The sequence below is a fragment of the Delftia sp. RIT313 genome, assembly GCF_000632165.1.
GTDB lineage: Bacteria > Pseudomonadota > Gammaproteobacteria > Burkholderiales > Burkholderiaceae_C > Comamonas > Comamonas acidovorans.
In genome coordinates this window covers 102985-115922 of sequence record NZ_JFYT01000002.1, presented here as the reverse complement: position 1 = coordinate 115922, position 12938 = coordinate 102985, and the positions used below count along the sequence as shown (strand labels likewise).

At 65.6% G+C, this 12938-nt stretch carries 13 protein-coding genes; 11 read left to right on the top strand and 2 right to left on the bottom strand.

Annotated elements, in window-relative coordinates; genetic code table 11:
* The first annotated feature begins 14 nt into the window (after positions 1-14).
* Complete coding sequence (locus BW39_RS02375; protein WP_043819527.1) at positions 15-1568, top strand: malonate--CoA ligase; 1554 nt, start codon at positions 15-17, stop codon at positions 1566-1568.
* A gap of 108 nt (positions 1569-1676) precedes the next feature.
* Here the strand turns inward: BW39_RS02375 and BW39_RS02370 are convergent, their stop codons facing one another.
* Entirely contained in the window at positions 1677-2120 is a 444-nt protein-coding gene (locus tag BW39_RS02370; RefSeq protein ID WP_012204620.1) for a universal stress protein, read from the bottom strand.
* 116 nt (positions 2121-2236) lie between these two features.
* Here BW39_RS02370 and BW39_RS02365 point away from each other — a divergent pair, with 116 nt between their 5' ends.
* From BW39_RS02365 to BW39_RS02325, 9 genes are all read left to right on the top strand, one after another.
* Positions 2237-4672: a heavy metal translocating P-type ATPase gene (locus tag BW39_RS02365; protein ID WP_043819456.1), complete on the top strand. Its 2436-nt coding sequence runs from the start codon at positions 2237-2239 to the stop codon at positions 4670-4672.
* Positions 4673-4835: 163 nt separating this feature from the next.
* Positions 4836-4973, top strand: a complete 138-nt coding sequence (ccoS, locus tag BW39_RS02360; RefSeq protein ID WP_013803228.1) for a cbb3-type cytochrome oxidase assembly protein CcoS — start codon at positions 4836-4838, stop codon at positions 4971-4973.
* Positions 4974-5036: 63 nt separating this feature from the next.
* Entirely contained in the window at positions 5037-6473 is a 1437-nt protein-coding gene (gene ccoN / locus BW39_RS02355; protein WP_012204623.1) for a cytochrome-c oxidase, cbb3-type subunit I, read from the top strand.
* Between the two features lie 19 nt (positions 6474-6492).
* Entirely contained in the window at positions 6493-7125 is a 633-nt protein-coding gene (gene ccoO, locus BW39_RS02350; protein WP_012204624.1) for a cytochrome-c oxidase, cbb3-type subunit II, read from the top strand.
* Positions 7126-7136: 11 nt separating this feature from the next.
* The gene (locus BW39_RS02345) at positions 7137-7274 is read left to right on the top strand and encodes a cbb3-type cytochrome oxidase subunit 3 (protein ID WP_012204625.1); all 138 of its coding nucleotides are present in this window, start codon (positions 7137-7139) and stop codon (positions 7272-7274) included.
* A 27-nt stretch (positions 7275-7301) separates the two neighbouring features.
* Positions 7302-8219: a cytochrome-c oxidase, cbb3-type subunit III gene (gene ccoP, locus BW39_RS02340; protein ID WP_043819454.1), complete on the top strand. Its 918-nt coding sequence runs from the start codon at positions 7302-7304 to the stop codon at positions 8217-8219.
* A 77-nt stretch (positions 8220-8296) separates the two neighbouring features.
* Positions 8297-9751, top strand: coding sequence for a cytochrome c oxidase accessory protein CcoG (gene ccoG, locus BW39_RS02335; RefSeq protein ID WP_013803227.1), 1455 nt, complete (start codon positions 8297-8299; stop codon positions 9749-9751).
* A gap of 57 nt (positions 9752-9808) precedes the next feature.
* A complete protein-coding gene (locus tag BW39_RS02330) occupies positions 9809-10123 on the top strand; it encodes a FixH family protein (RefSeq protein WP_012204628.1) in 315 nt (104 codons plus the stop codon).
* 179 nt (positions 10124-10302) lie between these two features.
* Positions 10303-10590, top strand: a complete 288-nt coding sequence (locus tag BW39_RS02325; protein WP_013803226.1) for a hypothetical protein — start codon at positions 10303-10305, stop codon at positions 10588-10590.
* An 81-nt stretch (positions 10591-10671) separates the two neighbouring features.
* Here the strand turns inward: BW39_RS02325 and fnr are convergent, their stop codons facing one another.
* Positions 10672-11391 carry a fumarate/nitrate reduction transcriptional regulator Fnr gene (gene fnr, locus BW39_RS02320; RefSeq protein ID WP_034391808.1) on the bottom strand — a complete coding sequence of 240 codons (720 nt, stop codon included), beginning with the start codon at positions 11389-11391 and terminating at the stop codon, positions 10672-10674.
* A 162-nt stretch (positions 11392-11553) separates the two neighbouring features.
* Here fnr and hemN point away from each other — a divergent pair, with 162 nt between their 5' ends.
* On the top strand, positions 11554-12936 hold the full coding sequence (gene hemN, locus BW39_RS02315; RefSeq protein ID WP_043819452.1) for an oxygen-independent coproporphyrinogen III oxidase: 1383 nt from the start codon (positions 11554-11556) through the stop codon (positions 12934-12936).
* The last annotated feature ends 2 nt before the right edge of the window (positions 12937-12938 follow it).

Sequence of the window (12938 nt, the reverse complement as noted above, 5' to 3'; positions counted from 1 at the left end):
TCTTCTTCACAGCCATGACCAACCGCAATCTGTTCGCTGCCTTGCGCGCCGCCTTTCCCCAGGATCTGCAGAAGTGGGCCGTAGAGGCCATAGGCGCGGACGGCGCCAGCCTGTTCTACAGCTGGGCCGACCTGGACCGTGGCAGCGCGCGCATGGCCAACCTGCTGCAGTCGCTGCAACTGCCGCCCGCCAGCCGCATCGCCGTGCAGGTGGAAAAGTCGGTAGAGGCGCTGATGCTCTATCTGGCCACGCTTCGCAGCGGCCATGTCTTCCTGCCGCTGAACACGGCCTACCAGAGCGCCGAGATCGAATACTTCGTGGGCAATGCCGAGCCCGCCGTCGTGGTCTGCGCGCCGGGCAATTTCGGCTGGGTCTCCAAGATCGCCTTCACCTCGGGCGTGGCCCATGTCTACACCCTTGGCGACGACCGCAGCGGCACGCTGCTGGAACGCGCGGCCCACCATGGCGACGAGCATGAGGTGGTGGAGCGCGGCGAGGACGACCTGGCCGCCATCCTCTACACCAGCGGCACCACGGGCCGCAGCAAGGGGGCGATGCTCACGCACGGCAACATGCTGTCCAACGCCGAGACGCTCAAGGACTACTGGGGCTGGCAGGACGGCGACGTGCTCATCCACGCGCTGCCCATCTTCCATGTGCACGGCCTGTTCGTGGCCATCCACGGCGCGCTGATCAATGGCAGCCCCATGATCTGGCTGTCGAAGTTCGAGCCCGGCACGGTGATCTCGCGCATGCGCGATGCCACCGTCTTCATGGGCGTGCCCACGCTCTACGTGCGCATGCTGGCGGACGCGCGGCTCACGCGCGAGGCGGCGGCCCACATGCGGCTGTTCATCTCGGGCTCGGCACCCATGCTGGTGGAGACGCACCGCGACTGGCAGGAGCGCACCGGCCACGTCATCCTGGAGCGCTACGGCATGAGCGAGACCATCATGCTGACCTCCAATCCCTACCGCGCCGACGCGCACAACGGCGGCCAGTCCGAGCGCCGCGCCGGCACCGTGGGCTTTGCGCTGCCCGGCGTGGGCGTGCGCATCGTGGACGACGCAGGCGAGCAGGTGCCCGTGGGCGAGATCGGCAATATCCAGGTGCGTGGCCCCAATGTGTTCAAGGGCTACTGGCGCATGCCCGAGAAGACGGCCGAGGAGTTCACGGCCGATGGCTGGTTCCGCACGGGTGACGTGGGCAAGCTCGACGAGCGGGGCTATGTGAGCATCGTGGGCCGCAGCAAGGACCTGATCATCTCGGGCGGCTACAACGTCTATCCGGCCGAGATCGAGGGCTTCATCAACGAGCTGCCCGGCGTGGCCGAAAGCGCCCTGGTCGGCGTGCCGCACCCGGACTTCGGCGAAGTGGGCGTGGCCGTGGTGGTGCCGCGCCCCGGTGCCGCCCTGGAGCCCCAGGCGGTGGTCGATGCGCTCAAGGGCCAGCTGGCCAATTTCAAGATTCCCAAGCGCTGCTTCGTAGTGCAGGAGCTGCCGCGCAACACCATGGGCAAGGTGCAGAAGAACCTGCTGCGCGACGAACACAAGCAGCTGTTCGCCTGAGTTGGCGCCAGGGTGCGGATTGCGCCCTGACCTGATTGAAAAAGCAAAAGGCATCGGCGCCGCCGATGCCTTTTTTTGTGTGGCGGCCGCCGAGGCTGCCGCTACCCTTCAACGCAGGACGAGCACGGGGATATGGGTGTGCGTGAGCACATGCTGCGTCTCGCTGCCCAGCAGCAGGCGCTGCAGGCCCTTGCGGCCGTGCGAGGCCATGACGATGAGATCGCAGTCGCGGCGCTTGGCCACGTCGATCACGCTTTCGGCGACCAGGTCGGACTTGACGATCTCGGTGGTCACGTTGACCTTCAGAGCCTGTCCCTTGGCATGGATGGCATCCAGCACGGTCTGCGCGTTGGAAGTCCACTGGCCTTCGATGCGCTCGATCTGCTTGAGGTCCACGGTCTCGCCGCCCTCGAAGTAGCTGCGCGGATAGTGTTGCACCACCTGGACGACGACGACGCTGGCGCCGCACAGCGCGGCAAGGCCCAGCCCGCTGTCCACGGCCTTGTCGGAAAGCTCGGAACCGTCGGTGGCGATCAGGATGCGGTTGTACATGCGTGCTCCTTTCGTGTGTGCTGATGGATGGGATGAAGTCAGCATAGACCCAACCATGAGTTAACGGTTGATTAATGTCAATACGCTTATCATGCGGCCCGATTACGCTAAGAACCATGCCCCACACCACGATAGCCCCATCCAGCGAGGCGGCAGTGGCGGCGCTTGATTCAGGCCCCTCGCCCTCGCAGCAGGCCACCGCCCGGCTGCTGGATGATCCGCAGGAGTGGAGTTCGTTCGGACGGCCCGCAGGCCCCGCAACTCCCGCCGACCCTTCCAAGGAACCCACCGACTTTCCCGCCTGGGATTCGCACGTCGTTCTGGAAGGCATGCACTGTGCCGCATGCGCCCTGACCATCGAGGATGCGCTGCGTGCCGTGCCCGGAGTGGAGAAGGCCGAAGTCAGTGCTGCCACGCGCCGCGCCCGTGTCACCTGGCGCCACGCGCAGGTGCTTCCCTCCGAGTGGATGGAGGCCGTGCGGCGCGCCGGCTACCAGGCGCTTCCCGCACGCGATGCCTTTGCGCGCGAGCGCCGCCAGGCCGAAAGCCGCCGTGCGCTGTGGCGCTGGCTGGTGGCCGGCTTTTGCATGATGCAGGTCATGATGTATGCGTGGCCCGCCTACGTGGCCCGCCCCGGCGACCTGTCGCAGGAGATGGAGACGCTGCTGCGCTGGGCTTCCTGGGTCATCTCGCTGCCCGTGGTGCTGTTTTGCTGCGGCCCCTTCTTCTCCAGCGCGCTGCGCGACATACGCCAGCGCCGCGTGAGCATGGACCTGCCCGTGGCCCTGGGCATGCTGATCACCTTCGTGATCAGTTCGCTGGGCACCTTCGATCCTTCGGGCCCCTTCGGCGAGGAAGTCTTCTACGACTCGCTGACCATGTTCGTCTTCTTCCTGCTGTCCGGCCGCTGGCTGGAGCTGCGCCTGCGCGACCGCACGGCCGGCGCGCTGGAGGCGGTGATGAACCGCCTGCCCGATGCCGTGCTGCGCGAGAACGCAGCCGGCCATTTCGAGCGCGTGGCCACGCGCCGCCTGCGGGCGGGCGACCGGGTGCGCGTGCTCAGTGGCGAGGCCTTCCCGGCCGACGGCACCATCGTGCGCGGCCGCACCCATGCCGACGAGGCCCTGCTCACCGGCGAGTCCACGCCCGTGCTGCGTGCCGAGGGCGATACCGTCACGGCCGGCAGCTACAACCTGGATGCCGTGGTCGATGTGCGCGTGGATGGCGTGGGCGCCGATACGCGCTTCGCCCAGATCGTGGGCCTGATGGAAAGCGCCTCGCTGCAAAAGCCGCGCCTGGCCCAGCTGGCCGACAAGGTGGCGCGGCCCTTTCTCGTCGTGGTGCTGCTGGCTGCGCTGGGCGCTGCCATCTGGTGGTGGCCCACCGATCCCGGCAAGGCCATGATGGTGGCGGTGGCCGTGCTCATCGTGACCTGCCCCTGCGCGCTGTCGCTGGCCACGCCCGTGGCCATGCTCACTGCCGCCGGCACGCTGGCGCGCAGCGGCGTGCTGGTGCGCAACCTGCAGGGCCTGGAGGCGCTGGCCGCCGTGGACACCCTGGTGTTCGACAAGACCGGCACGCTCACGCGCGATGGCCTGGCCCTGTCGTCCTTCGAGCCTGCTGCGGGCGAAGATGCCGACGAAGTGCTGGCATTGGCGGCGCTGCTGGCGCGCCAGTCCATCCACCCGGCCTCGCGCGCCATTGCGCAGGTCGGCGCCGATGCCGCCACCGACTGGAAGCTGGACACCATGCAGGAAATGGCCGGCCTGGGCCTGGACGCCTGGGTGCAGCGCCCCGGCGCGCGCCGCCATCTGCGGCTGGGCTCGGCCCTGCACGCAGGCCTGGCCGGGGAGCAGCCCGTGCAGGGTGTGCTGCTGGCCGAGGAGACCTCGCAGGGCTGGCACACGCTGGCCCGCTTCGTCCTCAGCGAGGACATGCGGCCCGAGGCCGCCGCCGTGGTGCAGGCGCTGCACCGGCATGGCGTGCAGGTGATGCTGCTGTCCGGCGACCGCGAGGACGCGGCCCGCGCCATGGCGGCGCGCGTGGGCATCACCCAGGCCGAAGGCGGCTGCAGCCCGCAGGACAAGCTGGAGCGCCTGCAGCAGGCGCAGGCTGCCGGCCACCACGTGGCCATGGTGGGCGACGGCCTCAACGACGGCCCAGTTTTAGCTGGAGCGCATGTCTCTTTTGCTTTTGGTAGAGCAGTGCCCCTGGCACAATCGCGCGCAGATTTCGTTGTTCTGGGTGACAGCCTGGAACTGGTACTGCAGGCATGCCTGTTGTCGCGCCGCACGCTGCAGGTGGTGCGCCAGAACATGGCCTGGGCAGCCGCTTACAACGCGGTGTCGATTCCGCTGGCCCTGGCGGGCTTCATGCCTGCCTGGGTGGCCGGCCTGGGAATGGCACTGAGTTCGCTGCTGGTGGTGATGAATGCCGCGCGCCTTGCGCGCAGCCTGCCACTGGCTGCAACGAATCACACGGGCACGCCTGCTGCGCCCGCAGCGTCCGTCGCGATGAAGACGGGCTCCACCGCAACGGTGGGGAGGTTCTGATGGAAATACACCCCCTGAGCGGCTGCGCCGCTTCCCCCTCTCTCGCTTCGCGGGAGGGGAACGACACCTTCGCCGCGAGGCGGCTCTTGCTCGGTGTCACTGAGCTGGATCGCGCCCGTTTTGGGGGCAAGGCGTTGCGCGTCAGCGCGACGGGGAACTGACCATGGATATTTTGTATTTGCTGATCCCGCTGTCGGTGGTGCTGGTGCTGGCCATCCTTGCGGCCCTGTGGTGGGCCGTGTATCGCGGGCAGTTCGAGAGTGTGGAGCAAGAGGGTGAGCGCATTCTTCGGGACGATTGACGTGGGTCAACACGCCCGGGAGCGAAGAACGTAACACTTTGATAGCAATCTAAGGGGTGCACGATGGATAGTTCAAATAAAAACGCTGTCTATTACGACGATTCCGTCGTAAGGCAGTTCTCTATCATGGCCGTCGTCTGGGGGGTGGTAGGCATGGCTGTCGGGGTGTTGATCGCCTCGCAGCTGGCCTGGCCGGAACTCAACTTCGGCATTCCATGGCTGAGCTACGGACGCCTGCGTCCGCTGCACACGAACGCCGTGATCTTTGCCTTTGGCGGATCGGCGCTGTTCGCAACCAGCTACTACGTGGTGCAGCGCACCTGCCAGACGCGGCTGTTCATGCCCAAGCTGGCCAGCCTGACATTCTGGGGCTGGCAGATCGTCATCGTCGCCGCCGCCATCAGCCTGCCGCTGGGCTACACCCAGGGCAAGGAGTACGCCGAGCTGGAGTGGCCGATCGACCTGCTGATCGCCGTGACCTGGGTCTCGTATGCCATCGTGTTCTTCGGAACCATCGGCATCCGCAAGGTCCGTCACATCTACGTGGCCAACTGGTTCTTCGGCGCCTTCATCATCGCCGTGGCACTGCTGCACATCGTCAACAGCGCGGCCATTCCGGCCGGCTGGATGAAGAGCTACTCGGCCTACGCCGGCGTGCAGGACGCGATGGTGCAGTGGTGGTACGGCCATAACGCCGTGGGCTTCTTCCTGACCGCGGGCTTCCTGGGCATGATGTATTACTTCATCCCCAAGCAGGCTGGCCGTCCGGTCTACAGCTACCGCCTGTCCATCGTCCACTTCTGGGCGCTGATCTTCACCTACATGTGGGCGGGTCCTCACCACCTGCACTACACCGCGCTGCCCGACTGGACGCAGTCCGTGGGCATGGTGTTCTCGCTGATCCTGCTGGCTCCCAGCTGGGGCGGCATGATCAATGGCGTGATGACGCTGTCGGGCGCATGGCACAAGCTGCGCGACGACCCCATCCTGCGCTTCCTGATCGTGTCGCTGTCGTTCTACGGCATGTCCACGTTCGAAGGTCCGATGATGTCCATCAAGACCGTCAACGCGCTGTCGCACTACACGGACTGGACCGTGGGCCACGTTCACTCGGGCGCTCTGGGCTGGGTGGGCCTGATCACCATGGGCTCGCTGTACTACCTGATCCCGCGCCTGTTCGGCAAGACCAAGATGCACTCGGTGGGCGCCATCGAACTGCACTTCTGGATGGCCACCATCGGCATCGTGCTGTACATCGCCGCGATGTGGATCGCCGGTGTGATGCAGGGCCTGATGTGGCGCGCCGTCAATCCCGATGGCACGCTGACCTACACCTTCGTCGAAAGCGTCAAGGCCAGCTATCCGTTCTACGTGATCCGCGTGGCCGGTGGCCTGCTGTACCTGGGCGGCATGCTGGTCATGCTGTGGAACACCTGGAAGACCGCGATCTCGGGCCGTTCGGTGAAGGTGGCCGTGCCTGCCGTCGTGGCCCACGCCTGAGCGTCTAGGAGCATTACTCATGTCCGATCACAACAATAGCGCTCCCAAGAGCTTTTCCCACGAGAAGGTGGAAACCAACAATTTCCTGCTGATCGTGCTGACCCTGCTGGTGGTCGCCGTCGGCGGCATGGTGGAAATCGTTCCGCTGTTCTTCCAGAAGTCGACCACGGAAGCGGTGGCGGGCCTCAAGCCCTACACGCCGCTGCAGCTGATGGGCCGCGACGTCTATCTGCGCGAGGGTTGCTACAACTGCCACTCGCAGATGATCCGCCCCTTCCGCGCCGAGACCATGCGCTACGGCCACTACTCGGTGGCTGGCGAGTTCGTCTATGACCACCCCTTCCAGTGGGGCTCCAAGCGCACGGGTCCCGACCTGCACCGCGTGGGCGGCAAGTACAGCGACGAATGGCATCGCATCCACCTGAACAACCCGCGCGACGTGGTGCCCGAGTCCAACATGCCTGCCTACACCTGGCTGGAAAAGAACAAGGTGGATGACACCGTGGTCGCCCAGCACATGAGCGCGCTGCGCAAGGTGGGCGTGCCCTACAGCGACGAGGAAATCAGCGGCGCTGCCGAGCAGGTCAAGGGCAAGACGGAAATGGACGCCGTCATCGCCTACCTGCAGGTCCTGGGCCGTTCGGTCAAGTAAAGGAGAGCGACATGGACATCACCACCATGCGCATCGTGGCCACGCTGGCCTCGCTGGCCTGCTTCATCGGCATCTGGTGGTGGGCGTTCGCCCGCCGCAACCAGGCCCGTTTCGACGAGGCCGCCCAGCTGCCGTTCGAGCAAGACTGAGTCCCTCCACCAGAACGAGAACTTCCCATGAGCGATTTCGTAAACAACTTCTGGTCGATCTATGTCACGGCGATCACGCTGGGCGGCATCATCGGCTGCCTGCTGCTGCTGTATCTCACCGCACGCAAGAAGGTGGTCCCATCGGCCGACAACACCACGGGCCACGTCTGGGACGAGGACCTGCGCGAGCTGAACAACCCCATGCCCAAGTGGTGGATGTGGCTGTTCATCATCACCTCGGTGTTCGGCTTCGCCTACCTGGCGGCCTATCCGGGCCTGGGCTCGTTCGCGGGCAAGCTGGGCTGGACGCAGCTGGGCGCCTATGAAAACGAGATGACCAAGGCCCGCGCGGACCTGGAGCCGCTGTACGCCAAGTTCACGAGCATGAGCACCGAAGACATGGCCAAGGACCCCCAGGCCATGGCCATCGGCGAGCGCCTGTTCATGAACAACTGCGCACAGTGCCACGGCTCGGACGCACGCGGCGGCAAGAGCTTCCCCAACCTGACCGATGGCGACTGGCTGCATGGCGGCACGCCCGAGAAGATCAGGGAAACCATCACGGGTGGCCGCATCGGCATCATGCCGCCCATGGCCGCTGCCGTCGGCACGCCCGACGATGTGCGCAACCTCTCGCACTATGTGCTGAGCCTGTCGGGCAGCCCGCACGACTCGCTCAAGGCCTCGCTGGGCAAGTCCAAGTTCACGGCCTGCGCAGCCTGCCACGGCATGGACGGCAAGGGCAACCAGGCCCTGGGCGCGCCCAACCTGACCGATGACATCTGGCTGCACGGCTGGGGCGAGGCCGCCATCACGGCCATGATCAACAACGGCAAGCACAACGAGATGCCTGCCCAGAAGGACAAGCTGACCGAGGCGCAGATCGCGGTGCTTGCTTCCTATGTCTGGGGCATGTCGCACAAAGACGGCGCAGTCCGTCAGTAAGCACAGGGGCGGCGCTGCGGCGCCGCCTTTTTGCGTTTTGAGTTTTCAGATATTTCAAAAAAACAAAGGAACCCACCATGAAGCCCGAGAGCGGGGATGACACCGGGAAGCCTCCCCGCAAAGTCATTCCGATCACGCCGGCCACGCCTGATCCGGGCGAGCTGGTGTCGATGTTCGAGTCGGAAAAGAAGGTCTACCCGCGCTCCATCAGCGGTGTCTTCGCACGCTGGCGATGGGCCCTGGTGTTTCTCACCCAACTGGTTTTCTACGGCCTGCCCTGGCTGGAGTGGGGCCAGCGCCAGATGGTGCTGTTCGACCTCGGAACGCGGCGCTTCTATCTCTTCGGGCTGGTGCTGTACCCGCAGGACTTCATCTACCTGGCGGGCCTGCTGATCATCTCGGCGCTGGCATTGTTCCTGTTCACGGCCGTGGCCGGGCGCCTGTGGTGCGGCTTCTCGTGCCCGCAGACGGTCTACACCGAGATCTTCATGTGGGTGGAGCGCAAGGTCGAAGGCGACCGCAGCGCGCGCATGCGGCTGGACAAGAACGGCTGGACCTTCGAGAAGGCCTGGAAGAAGTCGCTCAAGCAGTTGCTGTGGATCGCCATTGCGCTGTGGACCGGCTTCACCTTCGTGGGCTACTTCGTGCCCATCCGCGAGCTGGGCGGCGAGCTGCTGGCGCTGCAGGGCAGCTGGCAGATGTTCTGGGTGCTGTTCTACGGCTTTGCCACCTATGGCAACGCGGGCTACATGCGCGAGCAGGTCTGCAAGTACATGTGCCCCTATGCGCGCTTTCAGAGCGCCATGTTCGACCGGGACACCATGATCGTCAGCTACGACACGGGCCGGGGCGAGCCGCGTGCGCCGCGCACCAAGAAGGTGGACTACAAGGCCCAGGGCCTGGGCGACTGCATCGACTGCAAGATGTGCGTGCAGGTCTGCCCCGTGGGCATCGACATCCGCAACGGTCTGCAATACGAATGCATTGGCTGCGGCCTGTGCATAGACGCCTGCAATTCCATCATGGACAAGATGGAGTACCCGCGCGGCCTGATCCGCCTGACCACGCAGAACGCCATGGCCGGCCTGTGGCGGCGTGCCCAGGTGCTGCGCCGCATCTTCCGTCCGCGCGTGCTGATCTACTCGGCCGTGCTGATCGGCTTGAGCGTGGCCATGATCGTGAGCCTGGCGCTGCGCCAGTCGGTCAAGGTGGACGTGATCCGCGACCGCGCCTCGCTGTCGCGCATCGTGGCGGGCGGCAAGCTGGAGAATGTCTACCGCCTGCAGATCATGAATGCCACCGAGCAGGCCCAGCGCTACCGCATCAGCGCCCACGGCCTCGATGGGCTGGAGCTGGCGTCCGAGCAGGAAGTCGAGGTCGGCCCGGCCGAGACGCGCGGCATTGCGGCGCGCCTGCAGATTCCCTACGGTTCGGCCGAGCCGGGCTCGCACACCGTATTCTTCGATATCGATGCCGTGCATTCGGGCGCGGGACGCGCGTCCGAAAAGGCCGTCTTCCTGGTGCCCCGGTGATGTTCCTGGCAGGCGCGGCAAGGTCCGCGCCTGCCGCCTGAAAGAAAGAGGTTTCCCATGTCTTCCAGTCCCGCAGTGTCCGCGCCCGCGCAGGCTCCCTCGCACCCCGACGCCGGCAAGCCCTGGTGGAAGTTCGGCCATGTCTGGCTGGTGGTGGCCGGCCCGGCGGCCGTGGTGGTCGCTGCCGTGATCACGGCCATCATCGCCATCAATGGCGCCGATCCCGTGATCGACCCCGACTACTACCGCAACGGCATCACGATCAACGAGCGTGCCGATGGCGTGCGCGAAGTGCCCAAGAGCATGGCGCCCGCCGTCACCGGCCGCAACCATGCGGCCACGCCCGCGCACGATCACCCCACGGACCGCTGATCGCCGTGCACCCCTGCAAGAGGCCGCAGTCGCGGCCTTTTTGCATGGCGGATCGCATCTCCGGCATGCGCGACGGGTGAGGGTTTCCTACAGGCGTGCAGGGCGCTGCGGGGCTTGGCGCCATGCGTTGGCGCGGCGCACAATGAAGGCGACCCCTCGACAGCACAAGGAGATCGCTGATGTTGGCCCAACGCTGGATGTGGATTGCCTGGCCTGCCTTTCTGGCAGCCGCCGTGATGGAGATGCTGGTTTTTGCCTTTGTGGACCCCCTGGAGCTGCATTGGCTCGGCGACCTGGGCTGGTCGCGCCAGGGCATCTACACGCTGGCCTTCTTCGCCTTCTGGGGCGTGACCATGCTCTCCAGCCTGATGACCACCATGCTGGGCCGCTCGGCCCGCGATCTCAATGACGGCGTGGTCTCCGAGCCCGACCCGGACCTGGCCATGCAGGGGCTGGGGCGGGACTGAGCGAGAGCCCGCCGCAATGAACAAGGCCCGCTGTCGCGGGCCTTGTTCATTGGCGGATGAATGCTTGCCGCCCTTGCAGCCTCACTGGCACTGCTGGCTGTTGACGATGCGCTTGAGCGCCTCCGTGTCCAGGATGCGCAGATGGCGCTGGCGCACCTCGATGATGTTGTCGTCCGCGAACTTGGAGAAGGTGCGGCTCACCGTCTCCAGCTTCAGGCCCAGGTAGCTGCCGATTTCCTCGCGCGTCATGCGCAGCACCAGTTCGGACTTGGAAAAGCCCCGCGCATGCAGGCGCTGCACCAGGTTGAGCACGAAGGCGGCCAGGCGCTCTTCGGCGCGCATGCTGCCCAGCAGCAGCATCACGCCGTGTTCGCGCACGATCTCGCGGCTCATGACCTTGTGCACATGGTTTTGCAGGGCCGTGACCTCGCGCGACAGGTCTTCCAGCTTGTCGAAGGGCATGACGCAGACTTCGGCGTCTTCCAGCGCGACGGCATCGCAGGTGTGGTGGTCGTTGACGATGCCGTCCAGGCCGATGATCTCGCCGGCCATCTGAAAGCCCGTGACCTGGTCGCGTCCATCCTCGGTGGCCACGCAGGTCTTGAAGAAGCCGGTGCGGATGGCGTACAGCGAGGTGAATGTCTCGCCGTTGCGAAACAGCAGGCCTCCGCGCTTGACCTTGCGGCGCGTGGCCACGATGTCGTCGATGCGCTGCATCTGCTCGGCATCCAGGCCCATGGGCATGCACAGTTCGCGCAGGTTGCAGTTGGAGCAGGAGGCTTTGATGGTCTGAAGGTTCATGGAGTGATAAACATCAGCGGCACACAGCGTGCCGGCGGTGACCTCGTGGATTGCGATGAGTTGGATCAAATTGTCGCAGCAGTCCCTCAAACAACTCTTGATATGAGTCAAGGACATGACCGATGTGCTGCGGCACAGTCGAGGTATTAGAGGAAAAAACCCATGACCGCTGTCACCCCAGAGCTGCTGCGTCGCTTTGACGTACCGGGGCCCCGATACACCTCGTTCCCTACCGCCGACCGCTTTGTCGAGGCCTTTGGTGCAGAGGACTATATCCTGGCGCTGCAACAACGCAAATCGAGTACCGCAGCGCGTGCCACGCCTTTGTCGCTGTATGTGCACGTGCCTTTTTGCGAGTCGCTCTGCTACTACTGCGCCTGCAACAAGATCGTGACGCGCCACCACGATCGCGCCGCCGTCTACCTGGACTATCTGGCGCGCGAGATGGCCTTGCACACGGCCCATTGCGGCAAGGGCCAGACCGTCAGCCAGCTGCACCTGGGCGGCGGCACGCCCACCTTCTTCTCCGACGACGAGCTGCGCACGCTGATGGGCCTGTTGCGCGAGCATTTCAAGCTGGAGCCGGGTGGCGAGTACTCCATCGAGGTCGATCCGCGCACCGTCAGCGTCGAGCGCCTGGTCGTGCTCAAGGAGCTGGGCTTCAACCGCCTGAGCTTCGGCGTGCAGGACTTCGACGAGCAGGTGCAGATCGCGGTGCACCGCGTGCAGCCGGCCGAGCAGGTGTTCGAGCTGGTGGCGGCCGCGCGGCAGCTGGGCTTTGCCTCCATCAACGTGGACCTGATCTACGGCCTGCCCAAGCAGACGCCCGAATCCTTCGAGCGCACGCTGGCCCAGGTCAACGCGCTGCGGCCCGACCGCATCGCGCTCTATGCCTATGCCCACCTGCCCGAGCGCTTCAAGCCGCAGCGGCGCATTGCGGCCGAGGATCTGCCCCAGGGGGCCGACAAGCTGGCCATGCTGTCGCGTTCCATCGCCGCGTTCATGGACGGTGGCTATGTCTATGTGGGCATGGACCACTTCGCCCTGCCGGAGGACTCGCTGGCCGTGGCCAAGCGCCAGGGCCGGCTGCACCGCAACTTCCAGGGCTACAGCACCCAGCCCGACTGCGACCTGATCGCGCTGGGCGTGTCGGCCATCGGCAAGGTGGGCGCCAGCTACAGCCAGAACGCCAAGACGCTGGAGGAGTACTACGACGCCATCGACGCCAGCCACCTGCCCGTGGTGCGGGGCCTGGCGCTGTCGCGCGACGACCTGGTGCGCCGCGCCGTCATCATGGCCATCATGTGCCAGGGCGCCGTGCTGTTCGAGCCCATGGAGCAGGCCTGGCTGCTAGGCTTTCGCGAGTACTTCGCGCCCGAGATGGCGGCCCTGGAGGACCTGCAGGCCAAGGGCCTGGTGCAGATCAGCGACGAGGGCTTCCAGGTCACGCCCATGGGCTGGTACTTCGTGCGCGGCGTGGCCATGCTGTTTGACCGATATCTGCAGGCGGACAAGAACCGGGCGCGGTTTTCGAGGATCATCTAGGC